The sequence below is a fragment of the Kosakonia oryzae genome (assembly GCF_001658025.2).
Lineage (GTDB): Bacteria > Pseudomonadota > Gammaproteobacteria > Enterobacterales > Enterobacteriaceae > Kosakonia > Kosakonia oryzae.
Genome location: NZ_CP014007.2, coordinates 3,834,235 through 3,857,110 on the forward strand (window position 1 = coordinate 3,834,235; position 22,876 = coordinate 3,857,110).

Annotated in this window: 29 protein-coding genes; 13 read left to right on the forward strand and 16 right to left on the reverse strand. The window is 52.6% G+C overall.

The annotated features are described in order from the left end of the window. Positions 1-12: 12 nt before the first annotated feature. Both AWR26_RS18220 and AWR26_RS18225 read right to left on the reverse strand, forming a co-directional pair. Positions 13-366 (reverse strand): copper-binding protein, encoded by a 354-nt coding sequence (locus AWR26_RS18220; RefSeq protein ID WP_227121449.1) that lies wholly within the window; start codon positions 364-366, stop codon positions 13-15. Between the two features lie 54 nt (positions 367-420). After that, positions 421-828, reverse strand: a complete 408-nt coding sequence (locus AWR26_RS18225; RefSeq protein ID WP_064567895.1) for a hypothetical protein — start codon at positions 826-828, stop codon at positions 421-423. A gap of 347 nt (positions 829-1,175) precedes the next feature. Between AWR26_RS18225 and dcuC the strand changes: the two genes are divergently transcribed. From dcuC to uspG, 4 genes are all read left to right on the forward strand, one after another. Then, the gene (gene dcuC, locus AWR26_RS18230) at positions 1,176-2,549 is read left to right on the forward strand and encodes an anaerobic C4-dicarboxylate transporter DcuC (protein ID WP_064569055.1); all 1,374 of its coding nucleotides are present in this window, start codon (positions 1,176-1,178) and stop codon (positions 2,547-2,549) included. Positions 2,550-2,649: 100 nt separating this feature from the next. Beyond that, complete coding sequence (gene rna / locus AWR26_RS18235; RefSeq protein ID WP_064567897.1) at positions 2,650-3,453, forward strand: ribonuclease I; 804 nt, start codon at positions 2,650-2,652, stop codon at positions 3,451-3,453. 151 nt (positions 3,454-3,604) lie between these two features. Then, positions 3,605-4,015 (forward strand): nucleoside diphosphate kinase regulator, encoded by a 411-nt coding sequence (rnk, locus tag AWR26_RS18240; RefSeq protein WP_035886000.1) that lies wholly within the window; start codon positions 3,605-3,607, stop codon positions 4,013-4,015. Between the two features lie 146 nt (positions 4,016-4,161). Beyond that, complete coding sequence (gene uspG, locus AWR26_RS18245; RefSeq protein WP_064567899.1) at positions 4,162-4,590, forward strand: universal stress protein UspG; 429 nt, start codon at positions 4,162-4,164, stop codon at positions 4,588-4,590. Positions 4,591-4,695: 105 nt separating this feature from the next. On the opposite strand, the gene ahpF is transcribed toward uspG, so the two are convergent. Continuing rightward, positions 4,696-6,261: an alkyl hydroperoxide reductase subunit F gene (gene ahpF, locus AWR26_RS18250; protein WP_007373827.1), complete on the reverse strand. Its 1,566-nt coding sequence runs from the start codon at positions 6,259-6,261 to the stop codon at positions 4,696-4,698. 233 nt (positions 6,262-6,494) lie between these two features. After that, on the reverse strand, positions 6,495-7,058 hold the full coding sequence (gene ahpC, locus AWR26_RS18255; protein WP_007373826.1) for an alkyl hydroperoxide reductase subunit C: 564 nt from the start codon (positions 7,056-7,058) through the stop codon (positions 6,495-6,497). 365 nt (positions 7,059-7,423) lie between these two features. Here ahpC and dsbG point away from each other — a divergent pair, with 365 nt between their 5' ends. Then, entirely contained in the window at positions 7,424-8,170 is a 747-nt protein-coding gene (gene dsbG, locus AWR26_RS18260) for a thiol:disulfide interchange protein DsbG (RefSeq protein ID WP_043954320.1), read from the forward strand. A gap of 30 nt (positions 8,171-8,200) precedes the next feature. On the opposite strand, the gene AWR26_RS18265 is transcribed toward dsbG, so the two are convergent. Beyond that, positions 8,201-9,361, reverse strand: a complete 1,161-nt coding sequence (locus AWR26_RS18265; RefSeq protein WP_064567900.1) for a pyridoxal phosphate-dependent aminotransferase — start codon at positions 9,359-9,361, stop codon at positions 8,201-8,203. 116 nt (positions 9,362-9,477) lie between these two features. On the opposite strand from AWR26_RS18265, the gene AWR26_RS18270 reads away from it, so the two are divergent. The 3 genes from AWR26_RS18270 to AWR26_RS18280 are packed head-to-tail and all read left to right on the forward strand — an operon-like array spanning position 9,478 to position 11,317. Then, positions 9,478-10,092, forward strand: coding sequence for a methylthioribulose 1-phosphate dehydratase (locus AWR26_RS18270; RefSeq protein ID WP_064567902.1), 615 nt, complete (start codon positions 9,478-9,480; stop codon positions 10,090-10,092). Beyond that, a complete protein-coding gene (gene mtnC / locus AWR26_RS18275; protein ID WP_064567904.1) occupies positions 10,089-10,778 on the forward strand; it encodes an acireductone synthase in 690 nt (229 codons plus the stop codon). Before AWR26_RS18270 ends, mtnC begins: the two co-directional genes overlap by 4 nt. Beyond that, a complete protein-coding gene (locus AWR26_RS18280; RefSeq protein ID WP_064567906.1) occupies positions 10,775-11,317 on the forward strand; it encodes a 1,2-dihydroxy-3-keto-5-methylthiopentene dioxygenase in 543 nt (180 codons plus the stop codon). Before mtnC ends, AWR26_RS18280 begins: the two co-directional genes overlap by 4 nt. Positions 11,318-11,467: 150 nt before the next feature. Here AWR26_RS18280 and AWR26_RS18285 read toward each other — a convergent pair whose 3' ends face one another. The 3 genes from AWR26_RS18285 to AWR26_RS18295 form a co-directional block, all read right to left on the reverse strand. After that, the gene (locus AWR26_RS18285) at positions 11,468-11,977 is read right to left on the reverse strand and encodes a hypothetical protein (protein ID WP_064567907.1); all 510 of its coding nucleotides are present in this window, start codon (positions 11,975-11,977) and stop codon (positions 11,468-11,470) included. A gap of 15 nt (positions 11,978-11,992) precedes the next feature. Continuing rightward, positions 11,993-12,448 (reverse strand): hypothetical protein, encoded by a 456-nt coding sequence (locus AWR26_RS18290; RefSeq protein WP_064567909.1) that lies wholly within the window; start codon positions 12,446-12,448, stop codon positions 11,993-11,995. A 142-nt stretch (positions 12,449-12,590) separates the two neighbouring features. After that, positions 12,591-12,770, reverse strand: a complete 180-nt coding sequence (locus tag AWR26_RS18295) for a hypothetical protein (protein WP_064567911.1) — start codon at positions 12,768-12,770, stop codon at positions 12,591-12,593. Between the two features lie 239 nt (positions 12,771-13,009). Between AWR26_RS18295 and AWR26_RS18300 the strand changes: the two genes are divergently transcribed. From AWR26_RS18300 to AWR26_RS18320, 5 genes are all read left to right on the forward strand, one after another. Beyond that, positions 13,010-13,327 carry a hypothetical protein gene (locus tag AWR26_RS18300; protein WP_064567913.1) on the forward strand — a complete coding sequence of 106 codons (318 nt, stop codon included), beginning with the start codon at positions 13,010-13,012 and terminating at the stop codon, positions 13,325-13,327. Between the two features lie 205 nt (positions 13,328-13,532). Further along, positions 13,533-13,802 (forward strand): type II toxin-antitoxin system TacA family antitoxin, encoded by a 270-nt coding sequence (locus AWR26_RS18305; protein WP_007373817.1) that lies wholly within the window; start codon positions 13,533-13,535, stop codon positions 13,800-13,802. 3 nt (positions 13,803-13,805) lie between these two features. Then, positions 13,806-14,327: a GNAT family N-acetyltransferase gene (locus tag AWR26_RS18310; RefSeq protein ID WP_064567915.1), complete on the forward strand. Its 522-nt coding sequence runs from the start codon at positions 13,806-13,808 to the stop codon at positions 14,325-14,327. A gap of 185 nt (positions 14,328-14,512) precedes the next feature. Further along, positions 14,513-15,085, forward strand: coding sequence for a DUF1349 domain-containing protein (locus tag AWR26_RS18315; protein ID WP_064567917.1), 573 nt, complete (start codon positions 14,513-14,515; stop codon positions 15,083-15,085). A gap of 428 nt (positions 15,086-15,513) precedes the next feature. Beyond that, positions 15,514-17,052: a methyl-accepting chemotaxis protein gene (locus tag AWR26_RS18320; protein ID WP_064567919.1), complete on the forward strand. Its 1,539-nt coding sequence runs from the start codon at positions 15,514-15,516 to the stop codon at positions 17,050-17,052. Between the two features lie 90 nt (positions 17,053-17,142). On the opposite strand, the gene AWR26_RS18325 is transcribed toward AWR26_RS18320, so the two are convergent. From AWR26_RS18325 to AWR26_RS18360, 8 genes are all read right to left on the reverse strand, one after another. Next, positions 17,143-17,418 carry a MafI family immunity protein gene (locus AWR26_RS18325; protein WP_175518614.1) on the reverse strand — a complete coding sequence of 92 codons (276 nt, stop codon included), beginning with the start codon at positions 17,416-17,418 and terminating at the stop codon, positions 17,143-17,145. After that, a complete protein-coding gene (locus tag AWR26_RS18330) occupies positions 17,415-17,744 on the reverse strand; it encodes an SdpI family protein (RefSeq protein WP_064567921.1) in 330 nt (109 codons plus the stop codon). The genes AWR26_RS18325 and AWR26_RS18330 overlap by 4 nt, the downstream gene beginning before the upstream one ends. 229 nt (positions 17,745-17,973) lie before the next feature. Further along, positions 17,974-18,747, reverse strand: coding sequence for a hypothetical protein (locus AWR26_RS18335; RefSeq protein WP_007373810.1), 774 nt, complete (start codon positions 18,745-18,747; stop codon positions 17,974-17,976). Positions 18,748-18,749: 2 nt separating this feature from the next. Then, the gene (locus tag AWR26_RS18340; protein WP_007373809.1) at positions 18,750-18,947 is read right to left on the reverse strand and encodes a hypothetical protein; all 198 of its coding nucleotides are present in this window, start codon (positions 18,945-18,947) and stop codon (positions 18,750-18,752) included. 216 nt (positions 18,948-19,163) lie between these two features. Beyond that, the gene (gene araD, locus AWR26_RS18345) at positions 19,164-19,859 is read right to left on the reverse strand and encodes an L-ribulose-5-phosphate 4-epimerase (protein WP_064567924.1); all 696 of its coding nucleotides are present in this window, start codon (positions 19,857-19,859) and stop codon (positions 19,164-19,166) included. Beyond that, the gene (locus tag AWR26_RS18350; RefSeq protein WP_007373807.1) at positions 19,853-20,713 is read right to left on the reverse strand and encodes an L-ribulose-5-phosphate 3-epimerase; all 861 of its coding nucleotides are present in this window, start codon (positions 20,711-20,713) and stop codon (positions 19,853-19,855) included. Before AWR26_RS18350 ends, araD begins: the two co-directional genes overlap by 7 nt. Beyond that, a complete protein-coding gene (gene ulaD, locus AWR26_RS18355; RefSeq protein WP_064567926.1) occupies positions 20,713-21,369 on the reverse strand; it encodes a 3-keto-L-gulonate-6-phosphate decarboxylase UlaD in 657 nt (218 codons plus the stop codon). Before ulaD ends, AWR26_RS18350 begins: the two co-directional genes overlap by 1 nt. Continuing rightward, entirely contained in the window at positions 21,366-22,871 is a 1,506-nt protein-coding gene (locus AWR26_RS18360; RefSeq protein ID WP_064567928.1) for an FGGY-family carbohydrate kinase, read from the reverse strand. Before AWR26_RS18360 ends, ulaD begins: the two co-directional genes overlap by 4 nt. Between the last annotated feature and the right edge of the window lie 5 nt (positions 22,872-22,876).

Genomic DNA, 22,876 nt, shown 5'->3' on the forward strand with positions numbered 1-22,876 from the left:
TGTCGCTCCCGGTTATTTTTGTGGCGTCAATGAAACGAGCTGGTAACCACTCTCACTCTGAACAAAGGTGAAACTCACCTTGTCGCCTACTTTTACCGCAGGCAACGCGCTGCCCTGCGCCAGTGCAAATTGCATGGTCATTGGCGGCCAGTTCAGCGCCGGAATAGCAGCGTGAGCGATGGAAACAGAATCGGCGGTAAGTTTTTTGATGGTGCCCTGGCTCTGGTATTCCTGAGCCTGAGCCTGCATTGCCGCATGTTGCGACATATCGTGCATGCCGTGCATCGCATGCATATCTTCCGCCTGAGCAGCGGAAACGGAGAACAGCAGCACGCCAGACAGCATGCACAGTACATAAGAACGCATAATAAGACTCCTGTTAATCATAAATTAAATAAAATTCAATGGATTAACAGTTATCTACTCCCTGAACCGGCAAAAACGGATCGTTGCCGGCGGGCCTGCGGCGGGCGGAGTTAATGACCAACCCTCATCGAAGACGGGGGAACAAACCGGCGTGACGTCAGCCAGCGTCAGTGAAACCGGCAGCGCCACCAGAGGCGGGTGGCCGCTATCCTTCTGCGCTGCATCCGGCACGCAGTGCTTTTCGCACAGCGGGGATTTCATCATGTCCATACGCGGTGTCGTATCCGACATCATCATATGGCTTATGTGCTGGGTTACTGCTCGCGATTCGTTAACCTGCAAATCGCAGTGATGAGAAGCAATCGCCACCTGACTCTGGATTAATAGCCAGCCGAACGCCATCAGCAGCATCAACAGATGCCGCTTTATAAAGCGAATTCGGTATAACCATCCAGCGTGCATAAAACACCAGGTCCGTGGGAAATTAATGGCGAGTATAAGCAGCACTATTTTTATTTTTAAAGATATTTTTAGCAAATTTACGTCTGTCGCTGCATTGAAACCTAAATAACCAAAATAATTAACCAGTATTTATCATTTGGAATACAAAATCCCCGCAACACATTCACTCAACTCATCAAGCAATCGTTATTTATTCTGTAGATTGATAGCAAATCTCCACGATATTTCCCTCAACATTACGCTTCATTGATTTTAATCATCTACGAACCGCACGTTATTCGGCACATTGCGTTGCTGATTTTTTTACTTACTTATCTTTCAGGTCAACCTCCGGGACCAATAACATGATTTTAACATTGATCGAACTGCTGATCGGCGTGGTGGTGATTGTCGGCGTTGCGCGCTATATCATCAAAGGCTATTCCGCCACCGGCGTGCTGTTTGTCGGCGGTCTGGCGTTATTAATCGTCAGTGCGCTGATGGGGCACAAAATATTACCTGGTAGCGCCACCAGTACCGGCTACAGCGCCACGGATATTGTCGAATACATTAAAATCCTGCTAATGAGCCGCGGCGGCGATCTCGGCATGATGATCATGATGCTGTGCGGATTTGCCGCCTATATGACGCACATTGGTGCGAACGATATGGTGGTCAAACTGGCTTCGCGCCCACTGCAGTTTATCAACTCTCCTTATTTGCTGATGATTGCCGCGTACTTCGTTGCCTGCCTGATGTCACTGGCGGTGTCGTCCGCCACGGGCCTCGGCGTGCTGCTGATGGCTACGCTGTTCCCGGTAATGGTCAACGTTGGTATCAGTCGCGGCGCGGCAGCGGCGATTTGCGCCTCGCCAGCGGCAATTATTCTCTCGCCCACCTCCGGCGATGTGGTGCTGGCCGCGAAAGCCGCAGAAATGCCACTGATCGATTTTGCCTTTAAAACCACGCTGCCAATCTCAATTGCGGCGATTATCGCCATGGCGATCGCGCACTACTTCTGGCAGCGCTTTCTCGATAAAAAAGAGCACATTGTCAGCGAAATGCTGGATGTGAAAGACATCACCACCACGGCGCCAACGTTTTACGCCATTCTGCCGTTTACGCCAATTATTGGCGTGCTGATTTTCGACGGTAAATGGGGCCCGGAGCTGCACATCATTACCATTCTGGTGATCTGCATGTTGCTGGCGGCAGCGCTGGAGTTTTTACGCAGCTTTAATACACAAAAAGTCTTTTCCGGGCTGGAGGTGGCGTATCGCGGTATGGCCGACGCCTTCGCGGGCGTGGTGATGCTGCTGGTCGCCGCCGGGGTTTTCGCCCAGGGCTTAAGCACCATCGGCTTTATCCAGAGCCTGATCTCCATCGCCACCTCTTTCGGTTCGGCAAGCATTATTCTGATGCTGGTCCTGGTGATCCTCACCATGCTGGCAGCAATGACTACCGGTTCCGGTAATGCGCCGTTTTACGCCTTTGTCGAGATGATCCCGAAACTGGCCCATGAATCCGGCATCAACCCGGCGTATCTGTCGATCCCGATGTTGCAGGCATCCAACCTCGGTCGCACTATCTCTCCGGTTTCCGGCGTGGTGGTTGCGGTAGCCGGGATGGCGAATATTTCACCGTTTGAAGTGGTAAAACGTACGTCAGTTCCGGTGATCGTTGGTCTGCTTGTGGTGATTATTGCTACTGAATTTCTGGTTCCGGGAGTCGCGGTTCATTAACCAACAATAAACACCGCTTATGAAAAAGCGCCTGCCCGGCGCTTTTTTTATGCTTTAATAACTCATAGTAATTACCCGGACTCACCCATCAGGAAATGAAATGATTAAAAAGGGACTCTCCATCGGCCTGTGCGTTGCCGCCATCCAGTTCTCTTCTGCGTACGCAGCACCGCTCCAGCCCAAACAATATGGTGATTTCGATCGCTATGTGCTGGCACTATCCTGGCAGACCGGATTTTGCCAGAGCTTGCATGACCGCGGACGTAGCGAACCCGACGAATGCCGTCTGCAAAAAGAGCCCGCCAATAAAGCGGATTACCTGACGGTACACGGTCTGTGGCCAGCTCTGCCGAAATCCATCGCCGTGCGCGGCGTCGACGATCGTCGCTGGATGCGTTACGGCTGTGCTACCCGCCCGGTTCCCAATATGCCGGAAGCCAGAGCCAGCCAAAAATGCGCCGCAGCGGAAACCGGTTTATCGCTCGAAGTGGCGAATAAACTGAATGCCGTCATGCCCGGCGCAGGCAGCAATACCTGCCTTGAGCGTTATGAATATGCCAAACACGGCGTCTGTTTCGGATTCGATCCGGATGACTATTTCGGTGCGATGGTGCGCCTGAACACCGAAATAAAAGCCAGCCCGCTCGGCGTTTTCCTCGCAGAAAATTACGGAAAAACCGTTACCCGCGATGCATTCAACGCGGCCGTCGCCAAAGCCTACGGCGAGCAAAGCGTGAAAGCGGTGAAGTTGACCTGTAGCGGCAATCCGGCGTGGCTGACGGAGATGCAAATCGCCATCAAAGCCGATGCCATCAATGCACCGCTGGTTAGCGGTTCCCTTTTGCCGCAACCGCATCCCGGTAACTGCGGCAACAGTTTTGTGATTGATAAAGCAGGTTACTGAGCCGACGATCGGAACATTCATAATTCCGGCAAATGTGCGCCGCATCACTTCACACCGGGCCGCGCTCTCAGTATCATCCGTTGTAGACAAACCCTCGCTGCCCGTCGGCGAGGGTTTTTCTTTGGATCAATCAAACGACATGGAGTAACTGATGTCCAGACCTGCCATTATGATTAATGAGCGAGACGCCGAGCGTCTTGATCGGTTGCTGGAGCAACCTGATTATGCCAGCCTGCCGGTTGCGGATGCGTTGAATGATGAGCTGGATCGCGCTCAGATGTGCGCGCCGGAAGCGATGCCGCACAACGTAGTAACAATGAACAGCACGGTGAAATTCCGCGAGCTGAAAAGCGGTGAAGAGCGGGTGCGCACGCTGGTGTATCCGGCGCAGATGACCGACAGCGCCACGCAGCTTTCCGTACTGGCTCCGGTGGGTGCCGCGCTGCTCGGTTTACGGGTAGGTGACAGCATTCACTGGCAGTTGCCGGGCGGTACCACCACCGATCTTGAAGTGCTTGAGCTGCTTTATCAGCCCGAAGCAGCAGGCGATTTCCGGCTTTAATTCCCGCTGCTTTTTCCGCAGAGGATGCGCCCGCATCCTCTTTCCGTTCCCGCCATCATATTCTTCATATTTGCCATATACGCAGCAAAAAATTCACGCCCTTTATGGTTCAATCAGCACAACATAACCCACAGGGAGACGCGTTTATGTATCAGACCATTATTATGCCGGTTGATGTTTTCGAAATGGCGCTGAGCGACAAAGCGGTGCGCCACGCTGAATTCCTCGCCCAGCGCGAGGGAGTTATTCATCTTCTGCATGTATTACCCGCTTCCGCCAGCATGAGTCTGCACCGTTTTGCTGCCGATTTGCGCCGCTTTGAAGAGCATTTGCAGCGGGAAGCGCAAAACCGCCTCGACACCATGAAGACCCATTTTTCCATTGAGCCGTCACGCGTGCGCACCCATGTGCGTTTTGGCAACGTGCGCGATGTGGTCAATGAGCTGGCCGAAGAGCTGCTCGCGGATATGGTGGTTATCGCCTCGCGCAATCCGTCAATTACCACTCACCTGCTCGGCTCCAATGCCGCCAACATCGTACGCCACGCGCATATTCCGGTGCTGGTGGTTCGGTAAATATTGTTGGGTTGCCGGATGGCGCTAATGCCATCCGGCATAAAAAAGAGGCTACCCGAAGGTAGCCTCTTTCATTTGCAGGTATTGCTTACTTTCTTATTTTGCTTATGCAGTCTTAGTGCGAATCAGGTAATCAAACGAACTCAGAGAGGCTTTAGCGCCTTCACCGGTTGCAATGATGATCTGTTTGTACGGCACCGTGGTGCAGTCGCCTGCAGCAAACACTCCTTTCACGCTGGTTTCACATTTGGCATCAATGATGATTTCGCCCATGCGGTTGCGCTCAATCGCGCCTTCCAGCCAGGTGGTGTTCGGCAGCAGACCGATCTGGACAAAAATCCCGGCCAGCGCGACCTGGTGTACATCGCCGCTGATGCGATCACGGTACTCAAGACCGGTCACTTTGCTGCCGTCGCCTTTCACTTCGGTGGTCTGCGCGTTCAGAATGATGTCGACGTTTTTCAGGCTGCGCACTTTATCCTGCAATACCTGGTCGGCTTTCATTTCCGGTGCGAATTCCAGCAGCGTCACGTGCTCAACAATCCCCGCCAGGTCGATAGCCGCTTCCACGCCAGAGTTACCGCCGCCGATCACCGCCACGCGTTTGCCTTTAAACAGCGGGCCGTCGCAGTGCGGGCAGTAGGTCACGCCTTTGGTGCGATACTGATCTTCACCCGGAACGTTCATGTTGCGCCATTTCGCGCCGGTCGCAATGATGATGCTGCGAGCTTTCAGCACCGCGCCAGACGCGGTTTCAATCTGGTGCAGACCGCCTTCAACTGCCGCCGGGGTCAGTTTTTTGGCGCTCTGGCTGTCAATCACATCCACGTCGTAATCCGCTACGTGCGCTTTCAGTGCGCCCGCCAGTTTCTGGCCTTCGGTTTTCGGTACGGAGATGTAGTTTTCGATATCCACGGTATCCAGCACCTGGCCGCCGAAACGCTCGCCCATCAGGCCGGTACGAATACCTTTACGCGCAGAGTAGACTGCCGCCGCCGCGCCCGCCGGGCCGGAACCGACGATCAATACATCGTAAGCGTCGCGTTTGTTCAGCTCTTCCGCCGCACGTTTTTCCGCGCCGGTATCGATTTTGGCGACGATTTCCGTCAGCGTCATACGCCCCTGGCCGAACTCTTTACCGTTCACGAACACCGCCGGAACGCCCATTACGTTGCGATCGGTGATTTCGTTCTGGAACGTACCGCCGTCAATCGCCGTATGTTTGATGCGCGGGTTCAGCACGGCCATCAGGTTCAGCGCCTGGACTACGTCCGGGCAGTTGTGGCAAGAGAGCGAGTAATAGGTTTCAAATTCAAAGTCACCGTCGAGATCGCGGATCTGCTCCAGCAGCGCCTGCGCCTCTTTCGACGGATGCCCACCGGTCCACAGCAGTGCCAGCACCAGTGAGGTAAATTCGTGACCCAACGGCGAACCGGCAAAGCGCGGGCCGCTGGTTGAGCCTGGGTTGGTGATCAGGAATGACGGTTTGCGCACCGCCAGGCTGTTGTCTTCTTTAAAGGAGACTTTGTCAGACAGCTCAGCGATTTCGCCCAGCAGTTCTTTGATTTCTGCCGATTTCGCGCTGTCATCCAGCGTAGCAATCAACTCAACAGGTTTAGTCAGTTTCTCAAGATAGGCCTTGAGCTGGGTTTTCATTGTGGTGTCGAGCATTCTTAGTCCCTCGCTTAAAACATCATCATGCAAGCCGCGTTGTTCAGGGCTGCATCAATGCAACTTGCATCATGGTGCTGAATAAAACGGGCACCAAAAGCACCCGTTTGTAAGATAATTCCCCAGTCTTTCGCGTCAGAGCAAGGCGGCCAGCCTGAAAGTACCCGGCAGCTTACATCAGTAAGTGAGCGGGGTGAGCAGGTGACGCCAACGCCGTAATGACGCCGGGAAATTTAGATTTTGCCGACCAGGTCCAGAGACGGAGCCAGAGTCGCTTCGCCTTCTTTCCATTTAGCCGGGCAAACTTCGCCTGGGTGAGAAGCAACATACTGAGCCGCTTTGATTTTACGCAGCAGATCAGAAGCGTCACGGCCGATGCCTTCAGCGGTTACTTCGATGGCCTGGATGATGCCCTGCGGGTCAACAACGAAAGTGGCACGGTCAGCCAGACCTTCGTTTTCACGCATGTTTTCGAAGTTACGGGTCAGGGCGCCAGTCGGGTCGCCGATCATCGCGTATTTGATTTTCGCGATGGTTTCAGAGCTGCTGTGCCACGCTTTGTGGGTGAAGTGGGTGTCGGTAGAGACAGAGTAAACGTCTACGCCCAGTTTCTGCAGCTCTTCGTAATGGTCAGCCACGTCACCCAGTTCAGTCGGGCATACGAAAGTGAAGTCAGCCGGGTAGAAGAAGAAGACGCTCCAGCGGCCTTCAGTATCTTTCTCGGTTACTTCGATGAACTCACCGTTTTTGAACGCCTGGTTTTTGAAAGGTTTGATCTTGGTATTAATTAAGGACATCTATACTTCCTCCGTGTTTTCGTTGGGGTGTAAGTTAACGAACTTTGTTTGATCGAGCCAATGCGTTTGCTTTATCAAATCAATAAGCGTTAGCTAACAACCCCTAACGAGCAACCATGTGAACGGCTGATTTGCCAAAAGTAAAAAGGCCACCGCGACGGGTGGCCTCGATACCTGAAATACCCGTGGGTGCTTCAGCGCCAGCAAGCTGGCTATGCGTTGCGCTCATAACCTAAAGGCCATCAAGCTGTTCGATTAGAACACTGTGGGCGGCTGACGACAACGTTTCATTTCGCGATCCTGCCGATGATTGTGATAGGTTTTCCCTAAGTCGAATATTAACCATTTAATTAGTAAGGATTTTTATGCTTAAGCGCCTGTTAATGCTGACGTTACTGCCGCTGACCCTGCACGCCGAAGAGCTGCCTGCGCCGGTAAAAGCCATAGAAAAGCAAGGCATCACCATCATCAAATCCTTCGATGCGCCAGGCGGTATGAAGGGATATCTCGGTAAATATCAGGAGATGGGCGTTACCATTTACGTCACGCCGGACGGTAAACACGCCATCTCTGGCTATATGTACGACGAGGCGGGCACCAACCTTAGCGAGAAGTTAATCACCAAAGAGATTTACGGCCCGGCGGGCCGCGCGCTGTGGCAGCAGATGGAAAAAGCCGACTGGATCCTCGATGGCAAAAAAGAGGCGCCGCGCGTGGTGTACATGTTCGCCGATCCCTACTGCCCGTACTGCAAACAGTTCTGGCAGCAGGCGCGTCCGTGGGTGGAATCCGGCAAAGTGCAGCTGCGCACATTACTGGTTGGCGTGATCAAACCGGAAAGCCCGGCGGCCGCTGCGGCAATCATGAGTGCGAAAGATCCGGCGAAAAGCTGGCACGATTATGAACAGTCCAACGGCAAGATGGCGCTGACGCTGCCGAAATCCGTGCCGCCGGAGATCATGAAAAAGCTCAATATCAACCAGAAAATCATGGACGATCTCGGCGCGAACGCCACGCCAGCGATTTACTACATGAATGAAGATAACGTGTTACAGCAGGAAGTGGGCTTGCCGGACGCGGAAAAACTGAAAACCATTATGGGCGAGAAATAACGGCGACGCAGACCGCGCCGCCGGGAAGCATTACAGCTTACGCAGGCGCTCTGCCGCTGCCAGCAGCGTCGATTCCTGTTTCGCGAAGCACAGGCGAATCAGCTTGTGCGGGAAGGGATCGGCGCAGAATACCGACAGCGGGATCGCTGCCACGCCCACTTCTTTGGTCAGCCACTGGCAGAAACTCACGTCATCCAGATCGGAAACCGCGCTGTAATCCGCCAGCAGGAAGTAAGTCCCCTCGCACGGCAAAATCTCCAGCTTGCTGTTGCTGAGCGCATTCACCAGCACATCGCGACGTGCGCGGTAAAATTCCGGCAACTGGCGATAATGTTCCGGTTCGGCGCGCAGCATATCCGCCAGCGCCAGTTGCGCCGGGGTATTGACTGAGAAAGTCAGATATTGATGCACTTTGCGCAATTCGGCGCTGATCGCGGCAGGCGCGACGCAGTACCCCACTTTCCAGCCGGTCATATGATAGGTTTTACCGAATGACGATACCGCCACCGCGCGCTCACGCAGTTGTGGATGCGCCAGCACGCTGGCATGGCCCTCTTCGGCAAAACAGATGTGCTCGTATACTTCATCGCTCAGCACATAGATTTCACGATCGGCAATCGCCTGCCACAGGGCAGCAAAATCCGCTTTGCGCCACACTGTTGCCGACGGGTTATGCGGTGTATTCAGAATCACCAGCCGCGTACGATCGCTAAGCTGCGCGGCAAACTGCTGCCAGTCAACGCGAAAGTGCGGCGGCTGCAAGGCCATGCGTTTCAGCACGCCGCCGGAAAGCTCCACCGCGGGCGCGTAGCTGTCGTAGCTCGGATCAAAACAGATCACTTCATCGCCCTTGCGCACCAGCGCAGTGATCGCCGCGTACAGCGCTTCTGTCGCCCCGGCGGTCACCGTAATGTCGCTGTTCACATCCGGTTTATGGCCGTACAGTTCCGCCGTTTTATCGGCAATGGCTTCGCGCAGCGCCTGCACACCGGTCATCGGCGCGTATTGATTCGCCCCCTGCGCCACATGAAACGCCAGTCGCTCCTGCAAATAGCGCGGGCCGTCGAAATCCGGGAAACCCTGCGACAAATTAATGGCGTTGTGCTGCTGCGCCAGTGCGCTCATTTGCGTGAAGATGGTGGTGCCTAAAGCGGGGAGTTTACTTTGCGGAATCAATGCGTTATTGCTCATCGTTGTGTGCCTGCTTGTAATACGCGTGTTGCTGCCACTATAACACGATGTTAGTATTTGGCAATCAAGACGCTTAGACGTCTATACGATAACAATATTCCTTATAAGGAAGGGTTATGACAGACCACCTGCACCTTCAACAACTCGTCGCCGCCTGCCACTGGATAGGCGCGAAAGGCTGGGCGCCCGCCACCGGCGGTAACATGTCCGTGCGCCAGGACGCCGACTGGTGCTGGCTGAGCGAATCCGGCAAAGACAAAGGCAGCCTGACGACAGCGGATTTTTTGCAGGTTTCCATTGCCGATAACCACGCACCCTCCGGCCGCAAACCCTCGGCGGAAACCGGCCTGCATACTCTGATTTATCGCCTCTACCCGCAAGCGAACGCGGTGCTGCATGTGCACACGGTGAACGCCACGGTGCTCTCACGGGTGGAGAAATCCCCTGCCCTGCTGCTGAACGGCTTTGAAATGCAAAAATCCCTCAGCGGCCAGACCACGCATCTCGACACTGTATCAGTAGCAATTTTCGATAACGATCAGGATATCGACGCGCTGGCCGCACGCATTGCCGACTACGCGCAGACGCACCCGCTGCGCTATGGTTTTCTGCTGCGCGGCCACGGGCTGACCTGCTGGGGGCGCGATGTCGCCGAAGCCCGCCGCCATCTGGAAGGGCTGGAATTTTTATTTGAATGCGAAATGCAGCGTCGCCTGCTGGAGAGACCATGATCCGCGCTATCGTTACCGATATTGAAGGCACCACCAGTGACATCCGCTTTGTGCACAACGTCCTGTTCCCCTACGCCCGCGAGCGTCTGGCCGGGTTTGTCACCGCAGAGCAGTACAAAGAGCCGGTCAGCACCATCCTCAATAATCTGCGTGAAGAAGTGGCGCAACCGGAGGCAACCACCGCCGAACTGATCGAGGTGCTGTTTGCCTTTATGGATGAAGATCGTAAGTCGACGGCGCTGAAGGCGTTGCAGGGGATCATCTGGCGCGACGGCTATGTGAATGGCGATTTTAAAGGCCATCTCTACCCGGATGTGCTGCCTGCCCTGGAAAAATGGAAAGCGCAGGGTATTGATCTGTATGTATATTCCTCTGGCTCAGTAGCGGCGCAAAAACTGTTATTTGGCTACAGCGACGAAGGTGATATTACTCCTCTGTTCAGCGGATATTTCGACACGCTGGTCGGCGCGAAACGGGACGTGCAGTCGTATCGCAATATTGCGGCGCAAATCGGGCAGCCGCCCGCTTCCATTCTGTTCCTCTCCGATATTCATCAGGAGCTGGACGCCGCCGAAGCAGCAGGTTTTCGCACCACGCAACTGATTCGCGGCGATGATGACGCAGCCAGCCATCATCACCAGGTTAACTCTTTCAGCAACATTAAGCCGGAGCAGATCCCTTCATGAGCGCACTGACGATTTATACCGATAAAGATGCCAGCACGCCGGTGTGGCACAGCACAGAGGCCAGTGAAATTCAGCAGCAGCTAAACGCCAAAGGCGTGCGTTTTGAGCGCTGGCAGGCCGACCGCGATCTGGGCACCAACCCGACGCCAGAGACAGTGATCACCGCTTACCAGCATGCCATCGACAAACTGGTGGCCGAAAAAGGCTATCAGAGCTGGGATGTGATCAGCCTGCGCGCCGACAACCCGCAAAAAGAGGCGATGCGCGCCAAATTCCTCAACGAACACACCCACGGCGAAGATGAAGTTCGCTTCTTCGTTGAAGGCGCGGGCCTGTTCTGCCTGCACATCGGCAGCGAGATCTACCAGGTGCTGTGTGAGAAGAATGACCTGATTTCCGTACCCGCCGGCACCCCGCACTGGTTTGATATGGGATCGGAGCCGAACTTTACGGCGATCAGGATTTTCGATAATCCCGAAGGCTGGATTGCGCAATTTACCGGGAGTGATATTGCGGAAGGGTATCCGCGGTTGGATTAAGTTAACTGTTAAACCTTTATTTCAGGAAATTGAATATATAAATTGAAACTCTCATAAATAAGACAAGGCTTTTTTATTTAACCTGAAATTCATTTCAAAAACTAATAAAAAATGCAAGAGAAAAACTATTTCTCTTGCATCATGAAAAATTCAAATTACATCACCAGTAGCCATCAACATCTTAAGAAGATCACCTTTACTATCCTTTGACAGTTTTGAGTTACCACAGTTTGCCAATTTCGCATTATTATTTAGCATAATCACAATTTTTTCGATTTCTTCTAATTTACTGGTTTTTGTTTTTTTACCGACAAAAGTATTGTTTAAATTAGAAGTTATAGAATGTATATAATCCTTTTTTTCTTCCAATTGTTCTTTGATTTCTTCTAATTCTTGCTTGGTCTCATTATGTGCAATTTTTTCTTTATTGTACGGACTAGTTAAATCAACATAAATAGATATATGTTCGCGAAGTAAGGAAACCAAGCCTAAAATCAAAGATAAAATAGCGTAAGTTATTGATAAATTAAGAAGGTTACTAGAAAGAAAATCTGATGATATTTTAATAACAAAAAAGGATACACCTGCTTGGATAACAGCATAGATTAAAAGTATAATTTTGCCTGTATATTTCATTTTAAAAATACCAGAGCCTCTCATTTATTTAACCTCAGCTCATGATATTGTTTGGTGTTCAAAACCCTTGCTCTCAAGTTTTGAAGAAAATAAAAAAGGAGCAAAAGAAACGACATCTATAGCAGAAGGCACCAAAAAATTTAAAGTTTCCTCGCGAACATAAGGAATTTCAACATTAAAATTTATTTTTATACTTTTCCCGTTAATATCATTCAAATAAATCTTAACAGCCGGAATTGACTTATTAGCTGAATTAACAAGTTCTAATATCTCATTCCGAATCACCTTCTTAGTTTTTAGAGTGTATATGAATTGAAACCTTATTGATATATAGTTAAATTTATTAGTTCTTGCATTTAAGAATGAATAAACCATCTTATCCCTAACAAATCTTCCGAAAACTCTGCGTGTATTAGTCTCCTCATCTGTTATCTCATCCTTAATTATCTCAACATTAGATATTTTAACATCCTTAGCTAATAAGTCTTGTATCACAAATCCCCCATTACTTTAAATAACATAAATACTTTTCATAAAATGAATTATAAGATATCATTTCCCGCAATGATTTCAAAGCCCATAAAACATTTTATTTCATTGAGTTACGCTTATAATTCCTAGCTAATATATTCAACAATTATTTTTCAATATCAATTCCTCTTCCCTGTAACTCTTTCCTTATTATCCGCTTAATCCATGCAGAAAGCGTTGCATCTCCATCTGCTTTCAATGCCTGCTGCATTGCTTCTTCCAGCGCAGGCTCTACGCGCAGTGCGATCTGTTTGTTGCCCTTTTTTTTGAATGATACGGTTGACATGTGTCAGACACCATTTTAGAGTAGCGATGTGAGCAAGTGTATGACACTTGTCTTACAAAAACAACGAAGCCCACAGATGCTACCAACATCTGCGGGCCTCTAACCACATCATTACTGGAGGTAATGTATGGCTGTTGCCAATGGTACCACGTACGGATATTTAAAGCCCAACCCCTTCTCTGCTAACGCTTTTGTTTGCCTGTCTGTTGTTCGTCTCTCCGCTTCGCAGGAGGTGCGCAATGCTGCCTGACACCGATATCCTCTCCTCTGAACTGCGCGATATTTTCCGGAAACTGGATCTCTCGCAGCTTAGTGCGGAAGAGACTTTTCAACTGGCGAACGGTTGTGAAGAGCACATCGCCGGGCTTTGCCACGGTCTGCACTTTCTGGGCAAAACCTTTGTCTCATTTGCAGACAGCGACGTGCTGGAGTTTTCCCGCGAAAGCCTGTGTCAGTTAGGCCACGGGTTAAAATCCGCCGCAACCCTGCTCCCGGCATTGATGGAACTTCACCAAATCACTGAACGAAAAATTATCGCAGAGGATTATCTGCTCTAACCCGACATGGCTCCCACGACGCGCAGTCAACGTTTTTGGGAGCCTGCACGGTTTTTCATTTCACATCCCTTGCGACAGATACCCGGTTTGAGTTGCAATTCGCGCTGTCCGACCTTATCGTTATGTACGGATTTTATCCGTACATAACCTGATAAAGATTATTGGCTGGTCTGTATAAATTCAGGCCGCCGGGGAGAGAACCGCTATGCCCGCACTGAAAAAACAGCGTATAGATCTGCGACTAACGGATGAGGATAAGAAAATGATCGAAGAAGCGGCAGCAATGACCAATCAGACGGTCACACAGTTTCTGGTTAACAGCGCTTCTGAACGCGCCGCGGAAGTGATTGAACAGCACCGTCGCCTGATTCTCAGCGAGGAATCATGGAACAGGGTTATGGATGCTATCGAAAACCCACCAGCACCGAATGACAAACTTAAACGCGCCGCAAAACGTCTGCAAAACATGGAGTGAATCGTGGACAACCTGACCATCGAGATGTTCTCAGGAGAGACAGAGTATGAAACAGGAGGTTTTGATTGTGGTGAGGTATCGCTCAACGCTTTTTTAACCAACCATCTCAAACGCCAGCATGATGGCAAAATTTTACGCGCCTGGCTCCTCGTAACGAAAACACCCAGGCCGCGCATTTTAGGCTATTACACCTTGTCTGGCGGCAGTTTCGAGAAAGAACAACTGCCTACAAAAACACAGCAAAAAAAGGTGCCCTATCGCAATGTCCCCTGCGTCATATTAGGTCGGCTCGCTATTGATAAGTCACTCCAGGGAAACGGCTGGGGAGAAACCCTGGTAGCGCACGCAATGAGGGTGGTTTACAGTGCCTCACTTACCATCGGCGTATATGGATTATTTGTCGAAGCACTCACTGGCAACGCCAAAAAATTCTATGAAAAGCTGGGCTTCATTCCTTTAGCCGATCGCAATCAGCATTCGCTGTTCTTTCCAACAAAGTCTATTGAACGCCTGTTCGAAGAGTAAGCCATCTCCAGCGGCGGTGGGTAACGCCGTTCGTTAATGTATCCCCCGGTTCCAGCCCCCATCTCGCAATTGCACACATCATCACGTAGAACGTGTGATCCCCGCAGAATACACTGCCCTCCTCACTGGCAATCTCCCCCGCCACCAGCAACACTCCTTAAGCCAACAGACAAAAGGAGCGAAACATGTCGGGTGATTTTTACTGGATCAATGAACCGCAGCAGTGGCGCGACGCGCAGGGCAAAGTCGAGGTGCTCACCGATGGCAACACCGATTTCTGGCGCAAAACCTGGTACGGGTTTGAACGCTTCAGCGGCCACGGTTATGTGCATGATGTAACGGGCGATTTCACTTTTCAGGTGCGAATTCAGGCGCATTTTTCCGCGCTGTATGATCAGGCGGGCGTGCTGTTGGTGGCGGATGATCAGAACTGGTTAAAAGCCGGGATTGAGTTTAATGACGGCGCGCCCGCCATCGGCAGCGTGCTAACGCAGGGCTTTTCGGACTGGGCAACCGGTATTTTCACTGGCGATGCGGGAGATTTCTGGTTGCGGCTGAGCCGCAAAGGCGATGCATTGCGCCTGCAATACTCCACTGACGGACGCGTCTGGCCGCTGCTGCGGCTGTGCCATTTTCCCCATCCGCGCTGTGCGGTCGGTGTGATGTGTTGCACGCCGGAGCGAAGCGGGCTGGCAGTGAGTTTTACTGAAATGGCGTTAACGCCGCTGCTGGAGAAAGATCTGCACGATCTCAGCTAATGTTTTGCCCTGCTTTCTCGCTCACAAAAGCCCGCCAGTTAGCTTTCCCTGAGTAACGTAACTGGCGGTAACACGCTTCTCTTATCAGTATTCAGTGCATCACCTGTCGAGGGATAACCAGATAGCGTTAATCGTTATTTTTATGCTGCGACTTAACTCTATTTCAGTAATGCTACATTAAGTCGTTAGCAATATGTAAAGATGTAGAATATATTTATTACAAGAAATCAAAATCAAGAAAATATATTATACAGGCGATACAGAAAAATACTCCCATGCACATTTAGCCTTTGTATTACATAGCTTTTTTATTCGCTCATCGGGAAGGTAACAAAAGCGATTTTTTATTTTTTTAACCATGAAGATTTCCCTTTGGTCGCCGATAAAAATAACGTTACCCCTGGAGATGGAATGTACCTGAGGCCGTTATGACTATTTTAAAAAAACTGCTATTTGTTTTTGCCATTACCTTTATCGCCATGCTTCTGCTCGGCGGTTTGAGTATTCGCGCATTGGACAAAGCACAAGAACGCTTTGATTATGTTATTGATAATAGCCTGCCCAGTATCAGTAAACTCAGCGAGGCGCTACAGCATCGCGAAGAGGGAAGGCGGCAAATTCTGATGTCATTGCTGATTAATGATGAAGCCGTTTTTACAAAGCATATGGCGCAGGCGAAAGAGGAGTTGAATAAAACCAAAGAGATATTTGAATATTACAAAGCGAATTTAATCAGTGATGATACTGATGCCCGGCAATTGGCTGCCACACAACAATCCTTTGATGCTTACGCGCAGAAAGTAGAATCAATGACAGGCGTTTATCACCGTGACGGCATTGATGCGGCACGGCAGATGGTGTCGGATGGCGGAGTTACAGCGAATGCTTCCGTTGCATTAAGTGCGAATATCGCTGAAATGTTGAAGCGCAATTATAATATTGCTAAGGAATATGCAGCGAATAACCATACACAGTATCTAAATACGTTCTGGCTATTAATTTCAACGATTATCTTTTTATTAATTCTGATTGCCGTATTTGCCTCGATCATTCTTGGCTATCTGAATAAAGGATTGAAAAACCTACAAACCAGTATGGGCACTATTAGCGAATCACTGGATTTAACCGTGAAAGTGAATCTCGATAAAAAAGATGAACTGGGCGCGACAGCGGCGAGTTTTAATGGCCTGATGGAGAAAATCCGCAATGTATTAAGTAGCGTGAAAGAGGCCAGCAGTGAGGTGGATACTGCCGCCAGTGAAATCGCCAAAAGCAACGACGATCTCTCATCACGTACTGAATCACAAGCGTCTTCGCTGGAACAGACTGCCGCCAGCATGAACCAGCTTTCAGCGACGGTGAAACAGAATAAGGACAACGCACAGGAGGCGAATGCCTTTATTGGCCGTCTGCAGACGATGATGAATGAAAGTCATCGCGAACTGAGTTCCCTGCAAAAATCAATCGATGATATTTCCGCTTCATCGGCGAAAATTTCTGAAATCACGGACATTATTGACAGCATCGCCTTCCAGACCAACATTCTGGCGCTCAATGCGGCGGTAGAAGCCGCCCGCGCGGGCGAACAGGGCAAAGGCTTTGCCGTTGTGGCGGGCGAAGTGCGTTCGCTGTCGCACCGCTCATCCGTTGCGGCACGGGATATTCGCGGGCTGATCGATGAAGCGATTAAGAATGTCAGTGAAGGTGTCAGTTATGCTTCCAGCGTTACTACGCGGATGAATAATGCGCTGGGCGCAGTGGATGAAACCACATTGCTGATTAATCAGGTGAATAACTCATCCAGCGAGCAGAGCCACGGTATTGAGCAGGTGAATATTGCCGTCAGCCAGATGGAAGGTAACCTGCAACAGAACGCGGCAATGGTCGAACAGATGGCTACCGCCGCCAATTCGCTCAGCCATCAGGCCGGGAAGCTGCTGAATGATGTGAATGCGTTCAGGTTATAGCCGAAATGCCGGGTGGCATGCGCACCATCCGGCCATTCCGCAGCGGGCCTCAATCCTTCTCTGGCTGCGGAATAGCCGCGCCTGGGATCTTTAGGGTTGTTGTAATAGGTTTCCTTTGATCTGCGCTTTCATAAACTTCAGGCAACTGCCGCCCCATTTCATTTCCATATCGCGGTACAGTTCTTCCGCCAGCCGGTACTCTTCTTCGCTGAGGGGCGCATCCGCTTCAATGAGGTAATCGCAGATCGTTTCAAAAGCCAGCCCGCTTTCGTTGTAATCCACATAATCGATGGCAAATTGCAGCCTTTCAGCGTCCACGCGCCCGAAAAAGCGCGCGCCAAAGGCTTTCACTCTTGCACCCATCATCGCGCTTCTCCGCCTTTATTCGTCACCAGTGCCGCTAACGCCGGAACTGACACCGCCATCAAAAACAACACAACACTGATAGCCGGGCTCCCCTTCTCGCGCCAGTTGCCGAGCAGCGCCGAGAGCAGAAAAAACGCCGCGCCGCAAAGCAGCATCGCCACACCAAATACGCGGTTCGCCCGATACCAGGCCGCTTCATCGCGCAGCGTAAGCGTCGTGCGCACGCCGTAAAAACGGTTCGGTTTAATGCGCTGCCATGCCAGCGGGATCGCCAGCGCCATCAGAACCAGGCAACCGATGCTCAGATAAACAAAGGTCTCGTTCATGGGTGCAGCTCCTTTCCCATTGCGGGCTTTTATCGTTATCCCGACAAAGGGATAAAACCATCAATATCCCCAGGTCGGGATATTGCGCCCTGGAGGACGAAATAAGAACCCACAAATCCTGGTGGGTGAATTGCACAACACGCACGGCTGTCACTGCAGCCGACAGTAGTAGATCGACTGCTGTGCAAGAAAGGCGTTGCCGGATGGCGCGCTTATCCGGCAAACCGGGTTACGCTTGCTGTTCCCGCTGGCGATGAATCCCCATTGCCAGCACCTGCGCCGGGTCAAACAGCGACAGGCTCTCAACCTGCGATAACAGCAGCACTTTGCGGAAATCCAGCGCCGGGCGCGGCCCGGAAGCCAGCTCGATATTGTGTTCGGCGTACCACGCGCTGTAGTTGTGCTCGACATGCAGATCCAGCGTTTTTTCATCGCGATAGCCGCTCAACATCGGGATCAACACAATGTTGTTCGCATCACCGCTGTCAAAGGTGGCAGTGTGGATCATGCCGATGTAAATGCGCTGCGACTTAAGCGTTATCCACGCCAGATCGCCCGTTTCCATACATTGATAAATCAGCCCTTCCACGCCGTTGGCACGCGACAGGTGCTTATACAGTTCACGACGCCCGGAGCTGTCCAGCCGCGCGCTGCCGGACCAGTTTGATCGCCAGAGACAAAACAGAACGGCAAAGGCCAGCATAATCACCACCGGCGCCTGAATGCCTAAAAAGCTCCAGTTCATAAAACTCATATGCAAGTGATGCTGTTCGGCGCCAAATTCCGCAGGCAGTTGGTTCATCACGGTGGAAGCGATTAACAGACACAGCCATAGCAGCGCCGTGGCCAGAATGCCCTGCAGGACAAAAACGCAGCCGTAAAGCGCCACCAGAAAATAGACATCCCAGCCGAAGCTGCGTTTGAATTTAAAGCGCGTGGAGAGATCGTGCGAGGTATACCAGTAGCCACAAACCATTAATACCATGAAGATGGCGGTTCCCATATTTACGCCCTCTTCAATGCGTCAACATGACGTTTAAAATCGTCCTGCACCTGCTGACAGTGAATATTCACCGAGGTATTCCCGTCGGCATCAACAACAATACGATCGCCATCTTCAATCGAATCCTGAATCTCGCTATGGCTCATCACCTGCAATAACCGATCGGGACTGGCAAACAACGAATACAACATTTTTTTCATTCATCACCTCCGCAGTCAGTATAGAAACCGACTGCGGATTATGTGATTTTTTATCCGCACCGAAGCAGATAACGAGTGATGAATTACCGGCAGTGCGCCGGGGCGCTTTCGCCATGAATAGCGAATTCACATCGCCGATGTGCGAAGGAGGAGTGCAAATTCAATAGCCGCTTTTTGAAATAAAAAGCCGGAGGACGCTCCCCTCCGGCCTGGCGTTTACTGGCCGTAATAGGCGTGCGAACCGTGCTTACGCAGATAGTGTTTGTCCATCAACGCCTGCTGCATATCCGCAAGCTGTGGCGCCAGTTGGCGCGAGAAGAGCCCCATGTAAGCACACTCCTCCAGTACCACCGCGTTATGCACCGCATCCGCCGCGTTTTTGCCCCACGCAAACGGGCCGTGCGAATGCACCAGCACCGCCGGGATCTGCATCGGGTCGATATCGCGCTGTTCAAAGGTTTTGATGATCACTTCCCCGGTTTCATACTCATATTCGCCGTTGATCTCCTCTTCGGTCATCAGCCGCGTACAGGGAATAGCGCCATAGAAATAATCGGCGTGCGTAGTGCCCCATGCGGGCAGATCCAGCCCGGCCTGCGACCAGATAGTTGCGTGGCGCGAGTGGGTATGCACAATGCCGCCAATCTGCGGAAAACGGCGGTACAGCGCCAGGTGCGTTGGCGTATCGGAGGACGGTTTTTTGCTCCCCTCCACCACGCGCCCGCTGGCAATCTCCACCACCACCATATCGTCGGCAGTCATCACCTCATATTCCACGCCAGACGGTTTGATCACCATTCGCGTGCGCGTGTCGTCCACGGCGCTGACGTTGCCCCAGGTAAAGGTCACCAGATGATGGGCGGGCAATGCCAGGTTGGCGGCCAGCACCTCGGCTTTCAGTTGTTCTAACATGCGAATCCTCCTTCCTGCATACGGGCTTCGATCCAGCGCCGCGCCTGAATAATCTCCAGCACCGGCTCTTTGGCTTTTTCGGTCCACATCTCAATCAAAAATGCGCCGCGGTAGTTCAGTTGTTGCAGCGTACGGAACACGCCAACAAAATCGACGCAACCTTCACCAAACGGCACATCGCGAAACTGGCCGGGGCTGTCATCGGTCACCGGCTGCGTGTCTTTCAGGTGAATGGCGGCAATACGGTCGATACCCAGCGACAGTTCGGCACTGACATCGTTGCCCCACGCGCTGAGGTTGCCGACATCCGGATAGACGCTGAACCACGGCGACGCGAGCATCTCATCCCACTTTTTCCACTTACTGATCGAGTTCATAAAGGCGGTATCCATGATCTCGACCGCCAGCATCACCTGCGCGGCGGCGGCCTGTTCCACCGCCCACGCCAGCCCTTCGGCAAAACGCTGCTGCGTACCTTCGTCATGCTCTTCGTAATAGACGTCGTAACCGGCAAGCTGAATGGTGCGAATACCGAGATCGCGCGCCAGACGAATCGCTTTGCGCATGATGTCGCGCGCCCGCTCGCGCACCGCTTCATCGCGGCTGCCAAACGGAAAACGGCGGTGCGCAGAGAGGCACATCGAGGGAATGGCCACGCCGGTCTCCAGCATCGCTTCCACCAGCGATGCCCGCTGTGCAGTGCTCCACTCCAGCCGTGATAAGCGCTCGTCGGTTTCATCCACTGACATTTCGACAAAATCGAAACCGCAGCTTTTCGCCAACACCAGCCGCTCCGGCCAGCTCAGCTCTTTCGCCAGCGCTTTCTCATAGATGCCTAACGGATGCGTACGCATTAGTTGTCTCCCCAGATGGCGCGAATTTGCGCGTGGAAATCGCTCGCGGTCTGTGCCGGATTTGCCGCGCCGGAAAGCGCACGCCCGGCAATAAAGGCTTTGACGTTGATCTCTTTAAACAACGGCAGATCGGCAGGCTGCAGACCACCGGTCACCGACAGTTCAAGGCCGATATCCGACAGCGCTTTCATCCGCGCCAGATCGGCCTCGCCCCACTGCTGGCCGCTGGCCTGCGCATCGCGTCCACGGTGGTAAATCGCCTGACGCACGCCAATGCGGTACCAGTCGCGGGCATCATCAAACGTCCAGTTGCCGAACAGCTCGATCTGAATTTCACCGTGATGCGCCTGCGCCACGGCGTGGCCTTTCTCAATGGTCGCCAGCGGCGCAGCACAGATAATGGTCATCCAGTTCGCGCCCGCGCCCAGCGCTTGTTGCGCCAGCGTTTCTCCGGCGTCGGCCACTTTCCAGTCGGCAACGATAATCTTCTCCGGGCACTGCGCACGCAGGGCGCGTACGGCGTTTAGCCCCTCGCTAAGGCACAAAATGGTGCCAGCTTCGACGATGTCCACGTGATCCTGTAACAGCGCCACATCGCGGTGTGCAGCCGCAAGGCTGGTATGGTCGAGCGCCAGTTGCAGTAATGGTCGGCTCATAACGTCTGCTCCTTAATGCGGGCGTGAAAGCCCTGTAGTGCTTCAATCAAAAACTGGTAATGCGCGTATTTGCGCTGGTAGGCGGCGTGCGCGGCCATATCGGGAATGAGCGTGCGAATGTCATGCTTCAGCGTTTGCTGCGCGTGGTGAAAATCGCGGAATACACCGGTGCCGACCAACGCCGCCAGCGCCGCGCCGAAACAGCCGGTCTCTTCCACCTGCGGTAATTCCACCGCTAAGCCGCTGACATCCGCCAGCATCTGCATCCATACGTCGGAGTGCGCCGGGCCGCCAGTGACCCGCAACGCACGCACCGCGGTAAAGCGTTCCCGCATGCGATTGAGGTGAGTCATATGGCAGAACACCACGCCTTCATACACCGCCTGCAACAGATGCGCGCGGGTGTGCAGCGCCTGCATGCCGTAAAAACCGCTGGTCATCTCCAGCCCGGCGTTGCTGCCGTAGAGAAACGGCAGGAAGAACAGCTCGCTGCCTGCTTTCGGTAGGCTGGCCACTGCCTGGTTGATTTCGTCGAAAGAGATGTCGCCCCACTGCGCGGTAAGCCACTCCAGGTTGCCGGAGGAAGTCGGGCTGGCTTCATGCACGATGTACTGGCCGTCATTGACGTAGCGACCGTAAACATAAGGATGCGCTTCATGATCGCGAAGCCCGTTGGCAATGCCGCTGGTCACCGCCCATGTTCCCATTACCGCATTGAGCCGCTGCTCATCCTGTAATCCAGCGCAGAGTGCGGTGGAAACCACATCAAACAGACCGCCAACGACGGGCGTACCCGCCGCCAGACCGGTTATGGCGGCTGCCTGAGCGGTGATTTCCCCGCAGATTTCGGCGCAGCGGACAATCGGCGGCAGCGCGGCGTCAATTTCCTGAATACCCAGCCACTGCGACAGCCGAGCGTCGTAGCGCTGGTTTTCCATGTTGTAGAGATTGGATTCGGAGATATTGCTCTCTTCGCAGCCTTTGCGGCCGGTCAGGCACCAGCGCAGATAGTCGTGCCCCATCATTACGCAGCCAATATGTGCATAACGTTGCGGTTCGTTCTCCTTCACCCAGCGCAGCAGCGAAACCGGGTGCCCGGTCCATAACGTCTGGCGGGTGAGCGGATAGAGTTTTTGCGGGATGCCATCAGCACGCCAGCGCCGGACAATATCCAGCGCGCGGCGATCGGAGGATAAGATCGCCGTTCCCAGTGGTTGGTCGTTTTTATCGAGCAGAAATAATCCTTTCCCCTGTGCCGAAATCCCCACGCCGCGAATAAGTTTCCCTGGTGTGTGGGTCTGTTTTAGCAGGCGGGAAATCGTTTCGGCACACGCCGTCCACAGCGCGTGCATATCGCGCTCGGCATAGCCTGGTTGCGGGCTGAGCGTTTTCAATGGCTGGCGCTCAATGCCGTGCTCCCGGCCCTGGCTGTCATATAAACCGGCTTTCAGATAAGTACCGCCGCAATCGATACCCAGCCACAAGGTCTCTTTTTCACTCATCTTTA

Coding starts and splice junctions, on each gene's coding strand:
- AWR26_RS18335 (WP_007373810.1), bottom strand. CDS start 18,747: ATGGGAACCGCCATCTTCATGGTATTAATGGTTTGTGGCTACTGGTAT.
- AWR26_RS18330 (WP_064567921.1), bottom strand. CDS start 17,744: ATGAACGAGACCTTTGTTTATCTGAGCATCGGTTGCCTGGTTCTGATG.
- rnk (WP_035886000.1), top strand. CDS start 3,605: ATGTCCAGACCTGCCATTATGATTAATGAGCGAGACGCCGAGCGTCTT.
- AWR26_RS18220 (WP_227121449.1), bottom strand. CDS start 366: ATGCGTTCTTATGTACTGTGCATGCTGTCTGGCGTGCTGCTGTTCTCC.
- AWR26_RS18360 (WP_064567928.1), bottom strand. CDS start 22,871: ATGAGTGAAAAAGAGACCTTGTGGCTGGGTATCGATTGCGGCGGTACT.
- AWR26_RS18320 (WP_064567919.1), top strand. CDS start 15,514: ATGACTATTTTAAAAAAACTGCTATTTGTTTTTGCCATTACCTTTATC.
- ahpC (WP_007373826.1), bottom strand. CDS start 7,058: ATGTCCTTAATTAATACCAAGATCAAACCTTTCAAAAACCAGGCGTTC.
- AWR26_RS18325 (WP_175518614.1), bottom strand. CDS start 17,418: ATGATGGGTGCAAGAGTGAAAGCCTTTGGCGCGCGCTTTTTCGGGCGC.
- rna (WP_064567897.1), top strand. CDS start 2,650: ATGATTAAAAAGGGACTCTCCATCGGCCTGTGCGTTGCCGCCATCCAG.
- AWR26_RS18225 (WP_064567895.1), bottom strand. CDS start 828: ATGCACGCTGGATGGTTATACCGAATTCGCTTTATAAAGCGGCATCTG.
- ahpF (WP_007373827.1), bottom strand. CDS start 6,261: ATGCTCGACACCACAATGAAAACCCAGCTCAAGGCCTATCTTGAGAAA.
- mtnC (WP_064567904.1), top strand. CDS start 10,089: ATGATCCGCGCTATCGTTACCGATATTGAAGGCACCACCAGTGACATC.
- AWR26_RS18270 (WP_064567902.1), top strand. CDS start 9,478: ATGACAGACCACCTGCACCTTCAACAACTCGTCGCCGCCTGCCACTGG.
- AWR26_RS18305 (WP_007373817.1), top strand. CDS start 13,533: ATGCCCGCACTGAAAAAACAGCGTATAGATCTGCGACTAACGGATGAG.
- AWR26_RS18315 (WP_064567917.1), top strand. CDS start 14,513: ATGTCGGGTGATTTTTACTGGATCAATGAACCGCAGCAGTGGCGCGAC.
- ulaD (WP_064567926.1), bottom strand. CDS start 21,369: ATGAGCCGACCATTACTGCAACTGGCGCTCGACCATACCAGCCTTGCG.
- AWR26_RS18340 (WP_007373809.1), bottom strand. CDS start 18,947: ATGAAAAAAATGTTGTATTCGTTGTTTGCCAGTCCCGATCGGTTATTG.
- AWR26_RS18350 (WP_007373807.1), bottom strand. CDS start 20,713: ATGCGTACGCATCCGTTAGGCATCTATGAGAAAGCGCTGGCGAAAGAG.
- dsbG (WP_043954320.1), top strand. CDS start 7,424: ATGCTTAAGCGCCTGTTAATGCTGACGTTACTGCCGCTGACCCTGCAC.
- uspG (WP_064567899.1), top strand. CDS start 4,162: ATGTATCAGACCATTATTATGCCGGTTGATGTTTTCGAAATGGCGCTG.
- araD (WP_064567924.1), bottom strand. CDS start 19,859: ATGTTAGAACAACTGAAAGCCGAGGTGCTGGCCGCCAACCTGGCATTG.
- AWR26_RS18280 (WP_064567906.1), top strand. CDS start 10,775: ATGAGCGCACTGACGATTTATACCGATAAAGATGCCAGCACGCCGGTG.
- AWR26_RS18285 (WP_064567907.1), bottom strand. CDS start 11,977: ATGAGAGGCTCTGGTATTTTTAAAATGAAATATACAGGCAAAATTATA.
- AWR26_RS18300 (WP_064567913.1), top strand. CDS start 13,010: ATGCTGCCTGACACCGATATCCTCTCCTCTGAACTGCGCGATATTTTC.
- AWR26_RS18295 (WP_064567911.1), bottom strand. CDS start 12,770: ATGTCAACCGTATCATTCAAAAAAAAGGGCAACAAACAGATCGCACTG.
- AWR26_RS18265 (WP_064567900.1), bottom strand. CDS start 9,361: ATGAGCAATAACGCATTGATTCCGCAAAGTAAACTCCCCGCTTTAGGC.